The sequence below is a fragment of the Pedobacter rhizosphaerae genome, from assembly GCF_900111155.1.
Taxonomy (GTDB): Bacteria; Bacteroidota; Bacteroidia; order Sphingobacteriales; family Sphingobacteriaceae; genus Pedobacter; species Pedobacter rhizosphaerae.
The window spans coordinates 1-17,748 of the sequence record NZ_FOGG01000001.1 but is presented as its reverse complement, the minus strand read 5'-3'; the positions used below and the strand labels follow the sequence as shown (position 1 = coordinate 17,748).

The 17,748-nt window shown below is 39.0% G+C and carries 10 protein-coding genes and 1 tRNA gene; 8 read left to right on the top strand and 3 right to left on the bottom strand.

Features of this window, described 5'->3' with window-relative positions; translation table 11 throughout:
- Positions 1–5 precede the first annotated feature (5 nt).
- The 6 genes from BMX11_RS00055 (at position 6) to BMX11_RS00030 (ending at position 12,518) form a co-directional block, all read left to right on the top strand.
- A complete protein-coding gene (locus BMX11_RS00055; RefSeq protein WP_090879454.1) occupies positions 6–1,418 on the top strand; it encodes a RagB/SusD family nutrient uptake outer membrane protein in 1,413 nt (470 codons plus the stop codon).
- Between the two features lie 341 nt (positions 1,419–1,759).
- Positions 1,760–4,933 (top strand): SusC/RagA family TonB-linked outer membrane protein, encoded by a 3,174-nt coding sequence (locus tag BMX11_RS00050; RefSeq protein WP_090879451.1) that lies wholly within the window; start codon positions 1,760–1,762, stop codon positions 4,931–4,933.
- A gap of 26 nt (positions 4,934–4,959) precedes the next feature.
- Complete coding sequence (locus BMX11_RS00045) at positions 4,960–6,465, top strand: RagB/SusD family nutrient uptake outer membrane protein (RefSeq protein WP_090879448.1); 1,506 nt, start codon at positions 4,960–4,962, stop codon at positions 6,463–6,465.
- A 571-nt stretch (positions 6,466–7,036) separates the two neighbouring features.
- Positions 7,037–10,171, top strand: coding sequence for a SusC/RagA family TonB-linked outer membrane protein (locus BMX11_RS00040; RefSeq protein ID WP_217643791.1), 3,135 nt, complete (start codon positions 7,037–7,039; stop codon positions 10,169–10,171).
- 20 nt (positions 10,172–10,191) lie between these two features.
- Complete coding sequence (locus BMX11_RS00035; protein ID WP_217643790.1) at positions 10,192–11,808, top strand: RagB/SusD family nutrient uptake outer membrane protein; 1,617 nt, start codon at positions 10,192–10,194, stop codon at positions 11,806–11,808.
- Positions 11,809–11,858: 50 nt separating this feature from the next.
- Positions 11,859–12,518 carry a hypothetical protein gene (locus tag BMX11_RS00030; protein ID WP_090879445.1) on the top strand — a complete coding sequence of 220 codons (660 nt, stop codon included), beginning with the start codon at positions 11,859–11,861 and terminating at the stop codon, positions 12,516–12,518.
- Positions 12,519–12,680: 162 nt separating this feature from the next.
- Here BMX11_RS00030 and BMX11_RS00025 read toward each other — a convergent pair whose 3' ends face one another.
- Positions 12,681–13,088, bottom strand: a complete 408-nt coding sequence (locus BMX11_RS00025) for a DoxX family protein (protein ID WP_090879442.1) — start codon at positions 13,086–13,088, stop codon at positions 12,681–12,683.
- Position 13,089: 1 nt separating this feature from the next.
- Positions 13,090–13,989, bottom strand: coding sequence for a S66 peptidase family protein (locus BMX11_RS00020; protein WP_090879439.1), 900 nt, complete (start codon positions 13,987–13,989; stop codon positions 13,090–13,092).
- 41 nt (positions 13,990–14,030) lie between these two features.
- On the opposite strand from BMX11_RS00020, the gene metG reads away from it, so the two are divergent.
- Positions 14,031–16,136, top strand: coding sequence for a methionine--tRNA ligase (gene metG, locus BMX11_RS00015; RefSeq protein ID WP_090879436.1), 2,106 nt, complete (start codon positions 14,031–14,033; stop codon positions 16,134–16,136).
- Between the two features lie 168 nt (positions 16,137–16,304).
- Positions 16,305–16,376, top strand: a tRNA-Arg gene (locus BMX11_RS00010).
- 779 nt (positions 16,377–17,155) lie between these two features.
- On the opposite strand, the gene BMX11_RS00005 is transcribed toward BMX11_RS00010, so the two are convergent.
- Positions 17,156–17,748, bottom strand: a 593-nt coding sequence (locus BMX11_RS00005; protein WP_139180099.1) for an IS3 family transposase, incomplete at its 5' end; no start/stop codon positions are given.

Below are 17,748 nucleotides of genomic sequence, written 5' to 3'. Positions count from 1 at the left end.
AAAAGATGAAATTAAAATATATAATTATACTCTCAGCTCTTGTAGTGTCTATATCAGCATGCAAGAAAGAATTGGAGAAATTGCCACAACAGGATTTGGCAGAAGAAGTTGTATTTAACTCTCCTGCAACTGCATTAGGTGCGTTAAGGGGGGTGTATAGTACCGCTCAAACTTTAGATTTTTATGGTAGTTTACCTCAGGTAATTGGCGATTACATGGGGAATAATGTTGACTTTGTTGGTACATTCCCGACCTTGCAAGAGCTTAACACCTTCTCAAGTGTATCTACCAATGGAAATGTGGCTACAATTTGGCAAATTCATTACCAAGTAATTACCCGTGCAAATAACGTAATTGCGAAGGTTGGTGCTGTAGACGGTTTGTCTGATGCTGATAAATCTCAATACATTGCTGAAGCAAAGTTTCTAAGAGCTTTAGCTTACTTCCAGTTATCAAACCTTTTCGCTCAACCTTTTCAGGTAAGCTCAGGAAGTAATCTTGCGGTTCCTATAGTTTTAGAACCTTTCAATGGTACAGTGACCTACCCATCAAGAAGTACATTAAGTCAGGTACATGCGCAAGTTGTTCAGGATTTGAACGAAGCTATTCCTGCCCTACCTCCATCATATAGTGATGCGGCTGAAACACGTGGACGTGCAACTAAAGGAGCTGCATATGCACTTTTATCAAGATTGTACATCTACAGAGAAGAGTGGGCTAAAGCGGAAAGCGCAGCTAGAAGCACTTTAGCACAAGGTATTTATGATACTGCACCAAACTATGCTTTCTACAGTGGAAACACAAGCGAAGACGTATTCACTATCCAAAATAGTGCTATTGATAACGGCAGAACAGGTTCTGGCGGTTGGGCTTCATACTACAATCCGGCAGCTTTAGCTGGTCGTGGTGATGCGCCTTTCTCTCAGGATTTGATTAATGCATATAACACTGAGCCTACAGACAGACGTTTTGCACTTAAGATTTCTGGAAATGCAGCTGATGGTTTACCACACTTTTTCACTACTAAATTCCCTGATGCGGTAAATAACTCTGATAACTCTCCGGTTATCCGTACAACTGAGGTGTATTTGAACCTGGCAGAAGCTTTGGCTCGTCAAAATACAACACCTAATGCAGAAGCGGTGACTATTTTGAATAACAGAATTAGAAACAGAGCAGGTTTATTACCTAAAGTTGTGGCTACTCAACAAGCCCTTATAGATGCTTTACTAATTGAAAGACGTAAAGAATTGGCTTTCGAAGGACATAGCAGAATGGATTTGCTTCGTAACAGGCAACCATTAAGAGCAGCGAATCCAGCAGCAGCATTTGGTGGTGCTAAAACTATTTTGCCAATTCCTCAAAGAGAGATTGATAACAATCCTGGCTTACAAGGTCAGCAAAATCAAGGTTACTAATAGTTCGAATAATTTTCAAAAAAAGCTGTATCATTTAAGAATGGTACGGCTTTTTTGTTTACAAATTATTTGCACTAAAAGCTTCAATCCTGTATTAGGAGAAATACAGAAGCAAAATTTACTCATAATAAACGTTTGTTTTCTGCTTTAGCGGGCTTACAAGGCAAAAATTTGCTTCTATCGTATGAAAAAGCCATTTTGTAGCAAAGTGTAATTCATTAAGCCTAAATTCTTTGTCTAATTAATAAGCAAAAAAAAATGTTTATGTAAAATTTGCATTACAGAATACTTTCTTTATATTAGCACATTAAATAATTATCATTCAAACTAACTTAAATTTCATGAAAAAACTTTTACAAAGTTTGTTCGTGTTGGTGTTTGTTGCATTTCATGCGATGGCACAAGATCGAACAATTAGTGGAACAGTAACATCTACGGAAGACAATATCCCGCTTCCAGGTGTAAGTGTTAAAGCCGTAGGGTCACAAGCGGTAGCAGTGACGGGCGGCGACGGAAGATATTCACTTAGAATCAGTTCTTCTGTAACAGCGATCCAATTCTCTTATATCGGATTCGTTACCAAAACAGTTAATGTAACTTCATCAAACACACTAAATGTAGGCTTAGCTTCAGATTCGAAGAGCTTAGGTGATGTGGTTGTTGTGGCTTATGGTACGCAGAAAAAGGAATCTATTACAGGTTCAGTGTCCAGCATCAGTTCAAAGGATTTAGAGAAAAGGACTGTTACTAACTTAACAGCTGCCTTACAAGGTTCTGCACCTGGTATTTCTGTTGGTGCTTCAAACGGGCAACCGGGCGCAAGTGCAGCAATCAGAATCCGTGGTTTTGGTTCCTTATCTTCATCAAGCAGCCCCTTAATTGTATTAGATGGAGCGGTTTACGACGGTAGTATTGGTGATATCAACCAAAATGACATTGAGAGTATCTCAGTGTTGAAGGATGCCTCTTCTTCTGCCCTATATGGTGCAAGAGGTGCCAATGGTGTGATCATTGTAACCACCAAAAAAGGTAGAGGTGGCGATCCGACTATCAATGTTAATTTTAGTCAGGGTTGGTCTACAAGGGGTATTCCTGAGTACGATCGCTTAGATGCATATCAATACTATCCTGCGGTTTGGCAAGGAATTAAAAACAACTTCATGTTCACTGCCACAACAAAATTAACTGATGCTGCTGCTTCGGCAAGAGCCAGTCAAGACGTTGGCACCAACTTAATTTATAACCCATTTAATGTGCCGGCCAATCAGGTAGTAGGTTTAGATGGTATGCTAAATCCTAATGCCTCATTGTTGTATGATGATTTCGATTGGTATGGCGGTATGGAGAGAACAGGAAAGAGAACTGATGCGAATGTAAGTACTGCAGGAAGCACAGATAAATCTGATTACCTGATCTCATTAGGTTATCTGAATGATCAGGGATTTATCTTGAAATCAGATTTCCGTCGTTTCAACGCGAGGGTTAACGTAAACACTAAATTAAAGCCATGGTTAAGAACAGGTTTAAATTTATCAGGTACAATGTCTGATGCGAGTGTAGCTTCTGATGCTTCTACCGGAAATGGTGCGAGTTTTGTTAATGCTTTCAGCTTTGCAAGAGGTATTGGTCCGATTTACCCTGTTCATGCTTTCGACGCTACAGGAAATCCAATTATGAACCCGATAACAGGCGAGCAATGGTACGATTATGGTATTCATCCAGGCGCAATTAACCGTCCTTCAGGTGCTTCTCCAGGTCGTCATGTTATTTATGAAACGATGCTGAATGATAACGCATTCAGAAGAAGTTTAATTAGTGCGAGATCGTTTGTCGAAGTGAAATTTTTAAAGGATTTCACCTTCACGCCAAACATCAGCATGGACTTAAGAAACAATAATACAGAAGTATTCTGGAATCCACTGGTTGGAGATGGTGCAGGAACCAATGGATATAAATCACAAACCACAAATACCATCAGATCATATACTTTTAACCAGTTGCTTACTTATAACAAGACAATTGGCTTGCATAATTTTTCAGCTTTAGTGGGTCACGAGAATTACAGTTATAATTTCCGTACTTTCTCTGCTGATAGAAATAACCTGATCGCACGCGGAAATACAGAGTTTCCAAACTTTGTAACTTCATTAAGTTCTACAGGTAGAGCGGATAATGACCGCATTGAGTCTTATTTATCAAAGTTCTCTTACAGTTATAATGATAAATATTTCGTGGATGCATCATTAAGACGTGATGGTTCATCAAGATTCTCTCCTAACAGAAGATGGGGAACTTTCTTCTCTGTGGGTGGATCATGGGCTATTAAAAAAGAGAACTTCCTGAAAGAATCTAGCTGGATTGACGATTTGAGACTTAAGGTTTCTTATGGACAAGTGGGTAACAATGCGATTCTTGAAAGTGATGGATCTGCACGTTACTATGGAGACAGAGCTTTCTTTGACCTGGGTTTAAACTCGAATGTTGAAGGTGGTGTGCTTTTAGCTACAGTTGCTACTCCTGATTTAACCTGGGAAAAACAAAATACCTTAAACACTGGTGTAAGTTTCTCTTTCTTCGGTAAAAGATTATATGGAGAGTTAGAATTCTATAACAAGAATGTTGATGATTTAATTTTAAATATTCCACAGCCACTTTCCTCAGCAGTTACTACTGTTGTGAGAAATACTGGTTCAATGTACAACAGAGGTGTTGAGCTTCAATTAGGTGCTGAAATTTTGAGATCAAAAGATTTCAACTGGAATATCGTAACCAACTGGAGTGTTTTCAAGAACCAAATCACCAAATTGCCTGCCGAAACACCACAAATTATTAGTGGAACAAAAAGAAGAGAGGCAGGACATAGTATTTATGATTACTGGTTGAGACAATATGCGGGTGTTGACCCTACGGATGGGGCAGCTTTGTATATTCCTGCTGAGGGGACTGCGGCAACTAGCATTAGAACTGTTAACGGCGTACAATATGTAACTACTCAGGCAAACGCTAAGTTTGACTATTCTGGTTCAGCTATTCCAGACTTGTTGGGTTCTGTGAACAATACTTTCAGTTATAAAGACTGGTCATTATCCTTCTTAATCAACTATCAAATTGGTGGAAAAGCTTATGATGGGGTTTACCAGGGCTTAATGAGTACTGGATCTTATGGTTCAGCATTACATAAAGACATTTTAAGTTCGTGGACACCAAGCAATACTACTGCTAGTATTCCTAGAGCAGATTATGGTAACTCTGTTAATATTAATGCCACCTCATCAAGATGGTTAGTTGATGCCTCTTACTGGAACATTCGCAACGTAAACTTAGCCTATACTTTACCACAAAGTTTCTTAAGCAAAATTGATGTTAAAAATGCACGTTTATTTGTTACTGCAGAAAATTTATACCTGCACTCCAAAAGAAAAGGTTTAAATCCAAGCGAATCATTTGACGGCGTAAACGCTAATACTTACCCTCAGGGGCGTGCTATTAGTGTTGGTGTTAACTTATCATTATAGTATTTAAAATTAGTGAAGAAAGAGATATGAAAAAGATTTTAATATTTGCAGTTCTATTGGTCGTATTAATTGCGCCAAGCTGTAAAAAGGAATACCTCCAAACGCAACCTACTAATCAGGTCAGCCTGGAAGAGATTTTTTCTACAACAACCAATGCCACATCGGTATTAAATGGTATTTATTCTTACATGTTTACCAGAACAACAGCAACTACAACCAATGTTCAGGGCAAACCTGGTGTTGGCGGAATTTTGCTGGGTATTGACTTCATGGGTGAAGATTTACATCAGGCAGCAGCTACCTGGTTTACCTCTACTGGTGAGGGAAATTATGTTGCTCCCCGTAACGATACTCATCCAAGTAATACCTATTACTATCGTACGTTTTATCGTATGATTAACAATGCAAACTATTTGTTGGAGTATATTGATGCGGCTACCGGATCTGATGCTGATAAGAACAGAATTAAAGCAGAAGCTTATACCATCAGAGCTTATGCTTATTCATACCTGGTTCAGTTTTATGGAACGAGATATATAGCTGGTGCCCCAAATAATCAACTGGGCGTTCCATTGGTATTGAAAGTTGCTGATGTAGCTATGCCTCGCGTTTCAGTTGAGCAGGTTTATGCTCAGATTATTTCAGATTTAGACAAGGCAATCGCTTTAAACCTTACAACGAAGGTGAATAAAACCCATGCAGATGTTTGGGTAGCTAAAGGATTAAGGGCAAGGGTAGCATTAACCATGCAAGATTATCCAAATGCCATTAAATACGCCAAAGAAGTAATTGATGGGGGAAGATATCCGTTAATGAGCCAGGCTGATTATCAAATTGGATTCAACAATAACACTTTGTCTGAATTTATGTGGTGCGCCATGCCAACTACTGAGCAGGGTGATACTTTCGGATCATTTTATGCACAAATTGCGTATAATGCGAATACTACCTACATGAGAGGTACGCCAAAAATGATTAACAAGGCGCTATATGATCAGATTGGTGCTAACGATGTGAGAAAGAAAATGTGGGAGCCATCACCAACAGCTGCTAACTTTCCTTTACCTACAACGGCCTTCACCAGAAGAGCTTATATGAGCAGAAAATTCTCGGTAAAAACAGTGGGAGATCCTTCTTTAGGTGATGTTCCATGGATGAGAAGTGCAGAGATGCATTTAATTTTAGCAGAGGCTTATGCCAGAAGTGGTCAAACAGCCTTAGCTCAATCGGCATTATTTGCATTAGTTTCTAAAAGAGACTTAACTGCTGTACAGAGTACTAAAACAGGCACTGCTCTTACCGACGAAATTATGATTAACCGTAGGGTTGAACTTTGGGGTGAAGGTTTCAGGTATTTAGATTTGAAACGATTGAATCTACCATTAGATAGATCAACAGCTAACGTTCCTAACTATGTTTCTGCGTCTGTATCTGAAGTAGTTTCAATTCCTGCTGGAGATCCAAGATTCCTATTCTTGATTCCAAGAGATGAATTGAATGCCAATCCAAACATTGGTCCTCAAAACCCATAGTATTTGATATTAAATACCTTAAAAGGGCGGTTATTTCTAAAATAGCCGCCCTTTTTATTTGTCATGTATTTTTGATCTGGTCTTTTAATGATACTTTGGAAAATAAGTGGCTGGCTTGGTATTTCGGAGAAAAGTTTAAACGTGTAGTAACCCTTTGGTTATTACTTGATTAAAAAATATTTGTAAAATTTGCATTACAATATACTTATTGTTATCTTGTATATTATTAACTAACCTAAACTAATTTATGAGAAAATTTGATCTACTAATATGGCTCATCTGAGCCTATTCTTGCTAATTTTATTCTAGTGCATAAGATTTCTTGTTTATAATATTGATTTGTGGTTTTTGTAAGTGTTTTACTTTTAAAAAACCATAATAACGGGTTTTTTGCGCTCTTAATTTAGGAGTTTTCTTATGTAGTTTTAATATTTTAGCGTATTTTTAATAGAATTCTTTAAATAAATCGGTAAAATGAGTAATTCTATAATTTATTTCAATTAAAGAGTTGTAATTTTTGTCAATTTTTAATTATATTTCAAAATCATTATTAACTTAAACTAAACCATTCATGAAAAAACTTCTACAAAGTTTGTTCGTGTTACTGTTCATTGCCTCTTCGGTAATGGCACAGGATCGAACAGTCTCCGGAACAGTTACCGGAAAGGAAGACGGACTTCCATTACCAGGTGTAAGCGTAAGAATCAAGGGGGCCTCTGGCGGAACCACCAGTGGTGCCGACGGAAAGTACAGCATACGCGTTACTACATCAGCATCAGCGTTAGAATTTAGCTCTGTGGGCTATATTAGCCAATCTATTTCAATTACTGGCAAAAACACAATTAATGTTAGTTTAGCTTCGGATGCACAATCATTAACAGATGTTGTAGTAGTAGGCTATGGTACTGCCGCAAAGAAGGACGTTATTGGTAGTATAGCAAAGGTGTCTGGAGAATCACTTCAAAATATACCTGCCCCTTCTTTTGATCGTGCGCTAGCTGGTAAAGCTACAGGTGTTCAGGTTATTACACCCTCTGGTTTATTAGGCCAGGCGCCTCAAATTAGAATTCGTGGTATAAATTCCATTACCTCAGGTGCTTCACCTTTGTATGTGGTAGATGGTATTCCCGTTATTAGTGGTGACGTGGGTGGATTTACCTCTGTTAATGCTTTAGCTGACATCAATTCCAATGATATTGAATCTGTGGAGGTACTTAAAGATGGTGCTGCTACGGCCATCTATGGATCAAGAGCTGCCAATGGAGTTGTGTTGATTACAACTAAAAGAGGTAAGTCGGGTGTGCAATTCAACTATGATGGTTGGACCGCCATTGCAAATATTTCCAGCCGTTTTGACTTATTGAATGCTGATCAATTTGTGACCATAGCAAACGAGCGTTTCACTAATGCAGGTCAAACACCTCAGGCTAAAGCTACTCCAGATGGATCCGGAGGCTTCATCGATACGGATTGGCAAGATGCTGTTTTCCAGCAATCTGTACAGCAAAGCCATTCAGTATCTGCTTCAGGTGGAACCGACAAAACGAAGTACTTTATGTCGCTTGGTTTTACAGATCAAAAAGGCGCAATTGTATCCAACTCGTTGAGGAAATATAGTTTTAGAGCGAATCTGGATCAAAAAATCACCAACTTTTTAACATTCGGTATTACTTCAGGGGTAACTTATCAGAAGAACTTAGGGCCTTTAGCTGGCTCGAACAACCTTTCAGGAAATATTTTTGCGGCTACACGTATGTTGCCTAACGTACCTGTTTATAGTGATACAGATATCACTGGTTACAATATTAGCGCAGATAGAAGATCACTCGGGCCAGGTGCTAATTTGAGTCCTATTTCTGATAATATTCCTAACATCAGATTTGTATTGGATAATAATGTTCGTCAATCTCAAACCATTCGTTTAATTGGATCAACCTATTTAGAGGCAAAGATTTTTGACGGCTTGAAGTTCAAAACACAATTAGGAATTGATGGTTCCTACATCGAAGATTTTGTTTATACAGATCCTCGCCATGGCGATGGTTTTAGTGGTAATGGATCAATGTCTCAGGCATACAGTCCATTTTTCAGATGGAACTGGCAAAATATTTTGTCGTACACAAAATCCATTAATGGAGAGCATAATATCGATGTTACATTAGTATCAGAGTTGCAAAAGCAAAGATCTTCTTTCTTCCAGGCTAACGTATCTAACTTACTGAACATTTACTTTAACCAAAACATTACTTCAGGTACATTTATTACCCCTACTGTTTCAGGAGGTTTAACTCTGAATGGTATTGAATCATATTTGGGAAGGTTTAACTATAACTACAAAAATAAATATTACATCACGGGTTCCATTCGTAGAGATGCTTTATCATCACTTCCACTCAATAACAGAGTAGGTTATTTTCCAGGGGTGGGCGTTCAGTACCGCATTACGGAAGAAGATTTCTTCAAAAATGCATCTGGCTTGAGTTTCATTTCTGATTTAAGATTAAAAGCGTCTTTTGCTGAAGTTGGAAATACTGATATTGGTTCATTCCCTTATTTTGGAACATACGGTGCTGCACTTTATGGTAATCAAGGAGGTATTGGATTTAATAATACCGGAAATCCATTACTAAAATGGGAATCGCAGAAGAAATACGATGTTGGATTAGATATTGGTTTGTTGGAAAACAGGATAAACTTGGGATTAGGCTACTGGAAACAAGACACTAAAGATTTGATTTTGGCTGCTCCAACAGCGCCAGTATTAGGTGTGCCTGGAAACTCCATTAGTAGAAATGTGGGTAGTATGAGCAATAAAGGCTGGGAGTTTTCAGTAAATGCGAGTGTGTTACCTGCAGGCAAAGTCACCTGGAATACTACATTAAACTTCTCTATCCAGAAAAATGTGGTTACCGGTTTAGTTGATGGTAACGATATTGTTGGAGATTATAACCTTACCCGTGTTGGTGAATCTATCCGAACATTATATGGTTACCAATATGCTGGCGTAAATGCTGCAAATGGAAATCCGCTGTATGTGAAAGCTGATGGTAGCTTAGTACAGGGTCGAATCAGCAATACAACATACTATAAGTATGATCCGGCTAATCCAAACTATTTCTTCAATGCGGCACAGCCAGTTAGTGCTACAAACCCAGATAACCGCTCGTCGCTTACTGCTGCAGATAAGGTAATTCTTGGAAACTCATTACCTAAGTGGTTTGGAGGCTTTAACAATACCATTACTTATGGAGATTTCGACTTAAATGTGTTCTTAAGATTCCAAGGTGGTAATTACATTATGAACAGAACCAGACAAGACTTATTGAGTAACAACTTTGTAAATAATAGTACTGAGGTTTTGGGAAGATGGCAAAGCCCGGAAAATCCTGGTGATGGACAAATGCCTAGACTATGGGCAGCTAGAGGTTCTTTTATTAATCTGGATAACAACTCGTTGTCGAGGTTTGTTGAAAAAGGTGATTTTTTAAGAATGGATAATCTAGCATTAGGATACTCATTACCAAGCTCTATTTTATCAAAAGGGAGCATCAAAAAAGTAAGAGTATATGCGTCTGCTCAAAATTTATTTGTGATTACTGGTTATAAAGGTTTGGATCCTGAAACCAATACCACCGGTGCAGGCGTAGATTTTAATGGAAACCCTCAATTGAGAACATTTACATTTGGTTTGAATCTAGGTTTTTAACACTATCAAAATCTAAGGAAATGAAAAAAATAATAAAACATATAAATATTCGTAACAGCGTGGCTTTTATGATGATTGGACTTACATTAACTGTAAGTTCCTGCAAGAAATTTACTGATCTGGTTCCTAATAACAGTTTTGCTGAGGAAGAGGCCTTTACAACTCCGGATCGTGTAGCACAGGCTGTTACTGGAGTATATAGCGCAGCTCAAGCCGGAGCGTATACAGATGGAACAAATCGTGGGTATCCTTTTGGAGCAGCAAATACAGAGCAACAAGATGCCCGAGGAGAAGATGTAATTGCCGTTCCATCGTTTTATCTTATAACTTATGAAACAACAAATGCTACCAACTCTCCTAATGGTACAGCTATGTGGGAAACACTCTATGCCTTAATTAATCGAGCCAACGTAGTTATAGAAGGAGTGCAAGGTGCGGCAGCAAAAAATGTAATTACTGCCGATCTTGCTAAGCAATATGAAGGTGAAGCACGTTTCTTAAGGGCATTGGCGCATCACGAACTACTGATTCACTTTGCTCGTCCTTATGGTCATACCGCGGGAGCAACTCATCCTGGGGTGCCTTATCGTACGCTACCCGTAAATACACCTGAAAGGGTAACTCAAAATAATAATCAAGGCAGAAATACTGTTAAGGATTGCTACGATAAAATTTTGGAAGACTTAAATTATGCAGAAAGCAATTTGCCTCCTACTTATTCTTCTGCAAGTTTGAAGATCACCCACGCAACAAGGGGTGCTGCAATTGCGATTAAAACCAGAATTTATCTACACATGAACAACTGGGCTAAAGTGGTTGAAGAAGGGAATAAAATCGTATCGTTAACTGCTCCATTTAAAAGTACTGTAGGGTCTTACGAACTGGCTAGCAGCCCTGATGCTGCCTTTGCTCAAAATTATGGAACCAACGAATCTATATTTTCGATCGAGAATAATACGAATAGAAATTCTGGTACTAATGGGGCTATTTCTACCATGTACAGTAAGGCACCTGGCCGGGGATTAATTGCTATTTCTCCGATTATCTGGAATGCGCCGTTCTGGAAAGCAAATGATTTAAGAAGAACGTTGTTGGCTAATAGCGATGCAAGTTCAACGGTAGCTGCAAGAGCTTATTTCTCTAATAAATATCGTGATCCGGCTACTTTTACTGATGCTAACCCTATAATCCGGTATTCGGAGGTGTTACTAAATCTTGCTGAAGCTTTATCGAGAACAAATAGCCTGGACCTGAGAGCACTTGCATTATTAAATGCAGTGCGTAACAGAGCCATAACCAATGTAGCTGATCAGTACACGATTGCCAACTTTGCTACGCCAAACAGCCTGGTTCAGGCAATTTTAGATGAAAGAAGAATAGAGTTCTTAGCTGAAGGTCACCGTTGGGGCGATATTCATAGACTGGCTACAGATGCTACATTTACAACTGGAGGGATACCTGCAAAGGTTTCTTTTGCCGGCACCACCTTCGCTTCATGGAATGCATCAACCCCATATACAGGAGCTAGATCTGTTGTTGCTATACCTTATGCAGATTATAGATTTGTTTGGCCAATTCCGCTTTCTGAAACGACCAACAATCCAACATTGAAAGCTCAACAAAATCCTACATGGTAAATTAACTTTATAATAAAGAGCCCACTTTGGGCTCTTTTAATTTTATAAATATGAAATTAAACGCAAAAATCTCGAGCGTTATTCTGTTTTTTATACTTTTGGCTGTAAAAAATGTAAATGCGCAGTATCAGTTTATTCCTGATGAAAAGGGAAAATTAATAACGGATAAACGTTACGAAAATATTGAGGGTAGTGCTTATCTCTATGCAGATTGGAAACTTGGTGAAGTGATTACAAATGAAAATAAATTGATACAGAACCTTTCATTAAAATACGATCAAGTTACAGATAACCTCCTTTTTCAGGCAAATGGAGCAAGCTATGAATTCAAGCCTAAGGTGAAGTCTTTTGTGATTAAATCAGGAACAGCTAGTAAGAGGTATATATATCTTACACCTGAATCCGGCTCAGGCAATGCTGGTTATTATGAGGTATTGGCCGATGGAAAGTTTAAAGTTTATAAGAAAGTCAAAAAAACCCTTTTGGAAGCAAAAGGGTATAATTCTGCCAACCTCAATAAAGTTATTGATGAAAACAAAAAGTATTATTATCTCAAAAACACTAAGCTGGAAGAGTTTAAGATCAATAAGAAAAGTTTAGAAACTATTTTGGCAAATCATAAAAGTCAGCTGGATACTTATTTATCTGCAAATAAAAGTTTGAAGAATGAGGAAGACTTGGTTGAGTTATTCAAGTTTTTGAACCAATAAAAATCGGCTGTATCATATCATATTTTTCTCCCTTCACTTGAGGCCCCTGGTGAAAATCGGGCAAGTTATCGAGAATTTGATGAACTTTTCTTAATGTATTTCGACAAACTCTACGTGATAATATTCAAGAAATTAATTGATTTATGATACAGCCTGTTTTTTTTATTTCTTATCCACACTATACTTCCCTGGTCCGATAAAAATCAAACTGAAGAATACAATGCCTAACTCTATGGCATGACTAGCACCTTGCAGGCCGTCTCCTTTGCCGAAATGAACCAGTGCAGCAATAATCATGGTAAATACCAAAAGCATACATGCAGGGCGATAAAAGAGCCCTACAATTAATAGAAAGCCACCAAAGGTTTCGGTAGCTGCGGCCATAAAGCCCCAAAATACAGGTTGAAAATCAATACCAATTACTTTCATGCTGCCACCAAGGCCTGTCCAGCCAGCTGGTCCACCCGCCAGTTTAGGGAAACCATGAATAATAAACATTACCCCCAAACCTAACCTCAGCAGTAATAAACCTGTGTTGCGATACTTGCCTAAATTGTCAAAAATAGCCATCTTATAAATATTTAAATTGAACGTTATTGCTTTCTACTGTTAACTTTACTTCAGCACCTAAAACCATGCTCAGGTTATTGTCTATATGTCCGCTAGGGAAATCAAAACAAACCGGGTAATCATAGCCTTTTACTACCTCCCAAATCACCTCATTAACGGTTTGGCCAAAAGGAATTTTCTCTTCCGCTATCTCGTTAAATGCGCCGATAACCAATGCCCGTAAGTCTTTCAGTTTACCTGCTCTCTGCAACATCCTAAGCATTCTGTCTACCGCATATTCCTGTTCACCAATGTCTTCTAAGAACAGAATCTTGTCCTTAAAGTCCATTTCAGATACCGAGCCTTGCAATGCGCAGAGTAAAGTTAAATTACCCCCAATTAACTGGCCGGAAGCCTCCCCTGTTTTATTCTTAAATCCGCTGGTGTAACTATAATCCTGCTTTTCGCCAAATAGCGATTTCCTTAAAGATGTTAAAGATTCGGGCGTAGCTTCCTCAAAAGTATAAGGCATTTGGGCATGGATACATTGAAGCTCCGTTTCGGCAATGATGTGCGAAAGGAGAACGGTAATGTCACTAAAGCCTACAAACCATTTCGGATGCTGTTTAAATATAGTAAAATCCAGCTGATCGATTATTCTGATGGTGCCGTAGCCTCCACGGCCAGAAATAATGGCTTTAATCTCCTGGTCGTCCAGAAACTGTTGAATATCAGCTGTGCGTAAACTATCTGTACCGGCAAACTGGTGGTGACTGGCGTAAAGGCTTTTACCGATGACAACTTCCAGTCCCCAGCCTTCTAAAACGGCAATTGCATGGTCTATAGATTTAGGTAATTTCTTCGCCGGACAAACCAGCGCAATCTTATCTCCTTTTTTTAAATATGGGGCTTGCTTAATCATCTTCAAAAACACTTATCTTTGCCAAATTAATAAAAATTGTTTTGGATAATAGTAAAATAAAAAGATATACCGTAACTGCGGCACTTCCATACACTAACGGACCGGTTCACATTGGGCACTTAGCTGGGGTTTATATCCCTGCAGATATTTATGCCCGCTATTTAAGGTCTAATAAACGCGATGTGAAGTTTATTTGCGGCTCTGATGAAAATGGTGTTCCCATTACCCTAAAGGCCAAAAGAGAAGGCATTACGCCTCAGGAAGTAGTAGATAAATACCACAAGATTATTGGCGATTCTTTTAAAGAATTCGGAATCTCTTTTGATATCTATCATCGTACATCTTCGCAAACGCATCACCAAACGGCTGCAGATTTCTTCTCTACACTTTACAATAAAGGTGTTTTTACCGAAGAAGTAACCGAGCAGTACTACGATCCAACAGCAAAACAATTTTTAGCCGATCGTTACATTACAGGTACCTGCCCTAAATGCGGTAACGAGAATGCTTATGGCGATCAGTGCGAAAACTGCGGATCTACCTTAAACGCTACCGATCTCATCAATCCTAAATCTACCCTATCGGGAGATAAGCCGATCTTGAAAGAAACCAAAAACTGGTTCCTGCCTTTAGATCAATACGAGGATAGATTAAGAACTTATATTGAAAGCCACAAAGAGTGGAGGCCCAATGTTTATGGACAATGCCAAAGCTGGTTAAACGCAGGCTTACAGCCACGCGCCATGACCCGCGACTTAGAATGGGGTGTACGTGTTCCCCTGCGCGATGCCGAAGGTAAAGTACTGTACGTTTGGTTCGATGCCCCTATTGGTTATATCTCGGCTACAAAAGAGCTTTGTAACTACGCCAAGCTAGATGTGTGGAATCCGAAAGCAGAAGAATACTACATTAACAATTACGAAGCCGATAAATGCGGATGGGAAGAATACTGGAAGAGTGATGAAACGAAATTGGTGCACTTTATCGGTAAGGATAATATCGTTTTCCATTGTATCATTTTCCCGGCCATGTTAATGGCGCACGGCGAATATACTCTAGCTGATAACGTTCCAGCCAATGAGTTTTTAAACCTGGAAGGGCAAAAAATATCGACCTCTAAAAACTGGGCCGTTTGGTTAAACGAATATTTAAGAGAGTTTGAAGGCAAGCAGGATGTATTGCGTTATGTGCTTACTGCTACTGCGCCAGAAACTAAAGATAACGATTTTACCTGGAAAGATTTTCAGGCCAGAAATAACAATGAGCTCGTAGCCATTTTGGGCAACTTTGTTAACCGCGTGGTAGTTTTAACCCATAAATACTTTAACGGCGTGGTGCCTACCTGTATGGAGATTACGCCTACAGATCAGGCAGTGATAGATGAACTGGCGACTTATCCGGCTAAAATTTCTGCATCTATTGAAAACTACCGTTTTAGAGAAGCCCTTTCTGAGGTGATGAATGTAGCCCGTTTGGGAAATAAATATTTAGCTGAAACTGAGCCCTGGAAACTGATCAAAACTGATGAAGACCGTGTGCGTACCATCTTAAATATTGCCATTCAGATTGCCGCTAATATTCAAATCTTAATTGAGCCTTTCTTGCCATTTACAGCAGATAAATTGATGAAAATGTTGGAAAATGGTGGACAGGAATGGGAAGATGCCGGAACCATTAATTTGGTTAAAAGAGGCCATAGTATTGGTGAAGCAGTATTGTTATTCGAAAAGATAGAAGATACAGAGATCGATTTCCAAGTTGAAAAGCTAAACCAAAGCAAGGCAGCCAATGCACAACCAGCAGCTGCTATCCCGGCTAAGGAAAACATCCAGTTTGATGATTTCTCGGCCATGGATATCCGTGTAGCTACCATTATTGCTGCAGAAAAGGTAGAAAAAACCAAGAAATTGTTAAAATTAACGGTTAATACCGGTATTGATGAGCGTACTGTAGTATCGGGTATAGCAGAGCATTATAAACCAGAAGATATTATCGGCAAGCAAGTGAGCATGATTGTGAACCTGGCACCAAGAGAAATTAAAGGCATTGTTTCGCAAGGCATGATTTTAATGGCTGAGGATGCCACGGGTAAACTGGTTTTTGTAGCACCTGTAGCGCAATTTCAGGAAGGAAGCGTGATTAGGTAGGTGGTGTTCTGGTGAGCTGTTAAGGCGGTGAGTCGAGCTCTGCGCCCAGGACTTAAGACTTTAGACTTCGGACTGATGACTTTTTCAAAGCGACTGATAAAGCCTGAGGACTATTAAAAAAATCCCCTGCTACAGCTCAAAAGATTTATTATATTTGCGCCACAATAAGGTCCCGTAGTTCAACGGATAGAATAGAAGTTTCCTAAACTTTAGATATGAGTTCGATTCTCGTCGGGACCACGCCTTTTGCCAGTAGTTACCTATAACTGCTGGCTTTTTTGTTGGATGGGGCTAGAAAAAGGGCGAGTAATTTTGAATATTGATGAGGTACAAAAGGATTATTTGGAGTAATTATTTGCATATTTCAATGAAACTGAAACTGTACAGTCCCTTTCGGACCAAACAGTACGCGAATTCGATTGCTGGGAGGCTGCCTAAATTGTCCATTTCCCTCTGAACAAAAACAGGCCTCGATCTCAAATTTCCTTCCCCTAGGAAAGACTCCCAATCATCCAGTTTAAAGACTATACCTAAAGCTCTTCACAAGATCAGTAAAGCATGAATTGAAAGCAAAGCTAAATCTCCCTCCAAAAGAAGCCCTGAAACGCTCAAATCCCAATTGACTGATCAAAGACCACATCAAGTAGCACCTGGACTGCTGAGCCCTTTATTTGGCCTGAACTTAAAAAATTAAAAGGAATTGCTGAGAGAAGAAATACTGATCCAAAGATCAGTGCGTACAGCTTGATCCGAGACAGCACGTCAGTTTGGTGCGAAACAGGGTGTCAGCATAAAAGCTAAACGAGCGTACAATATAATCTCACCAGGTTGAGGAGTGTGCCGTCCTGAATTTACTTGTCGTTTTTGGGTTGTAATACTAGAATAAGTTTACATTTTCTAGGTGGTAATACTGGAATAAGTTTACATCTCATTTCTGGTAATTCTGATATTACTTTACAAGTGTACAATTCGTAATTTATTATTAAAAGAAAAGCCTATTCATTTTTTCTTTATTTGAATCAAACAGCCTCCATTTGATCCTTTTCTATATCCTTTTTCTTATAAGGGTAATGCTTCCAGCGTTTTTTTATTTCACCGCTCATATCATGTGCTTTGCTTGGCGTAAGATAATCCAGGCTGCCATGAGGTCTTTTTTCGTTGTAGTTTTTGATAATGATCCCAATACTTCTTTTTGCTTCTTTATGATCACGGTATATCCGTTTTGGAAAAAACTCATTCTTTACTATTCCGTTAACACGTTCGGCTAAAGCATTATCATACGGACTACCGCTTTCAGTCATACTTATTGCGATCCTATCCCTATTTAGAAGCTCAGTATAGCTTTTAGAACAATATTGTATCCCCCGATCCGAATGATGAACCAATATAAAGGGTGAGTCCTTCTTTCTTCCAGCGATGGCCATCTCCAAAGCGATGATGCAACCAGTAGCCTCAAGGTTCGGATGGAGAGCGAATCCTACAATCTTTCTGGAATAAGCATCAGTAATCAGACTTAAATAACTAAAGCCCAACTGGGTCCGGATGTAGGTAATATCGCTTACCCATAGTTGTTCAGGGGCTGAAAGCAACATGTGTTTTATCAGGTTAGGAT

Coding starts and splice junctions, on each gene's coding strand:
- BMX11_RS00055 (WP_090879454.1), top strand. CDS start 6: ATGAAATTAAAATATATAATTATACTCTCAGCTCTTGTAGTGTCTATA.
- BMX11_RS00050 (WP_090879451.1), top strand. CDS start 1,760: ATGAAAAAACTTTTACAAAGTTTGTTCGTGTTGGTGTTTGTTGCATTT.
- BMX11_RS00045 (WP_090879448.1), top strand. CDS start 4,960: ATGAAAAAGATTTTAATATTTGCAGTTCTATTGGTCGTATTAATTGCG.
- BMX11_RS00040 (WP_217643791.1), top strand. CDS start 7,037: ATGAAAAAACTTCTACAAAGTTTGTTCGTGTTACTGTTCATTGCCTCT.
- BMX11_RS00035 (WP_217643790.1), top strand. CDS start 10,192: ATGAAAAAAATAATAAAACATATAAATATTCGTAACAGCGTGGCTTTT.
- BMX11_RS00030 (WP_090879445.1), top strand. CDS start 11,859: ATGAAATTAAACGCAAAAATCTCGAGCGTTATTCTGTTTTTTATACTT.
- BMX11_RS00025 (WP_090879442.1), bottom strand. CDS start 13,088: ATGGCTATTTTTGACAATTTAGGCAAGTATCGCAACACAGGTTTATTA.
- BMX11_RS00020 (WP_090879439.1), bottom strand. CDS start 13,989: ATGATTAAGCAAGCCCCATATTTAAAAAAAGGAGATAAGATTGCGCTG.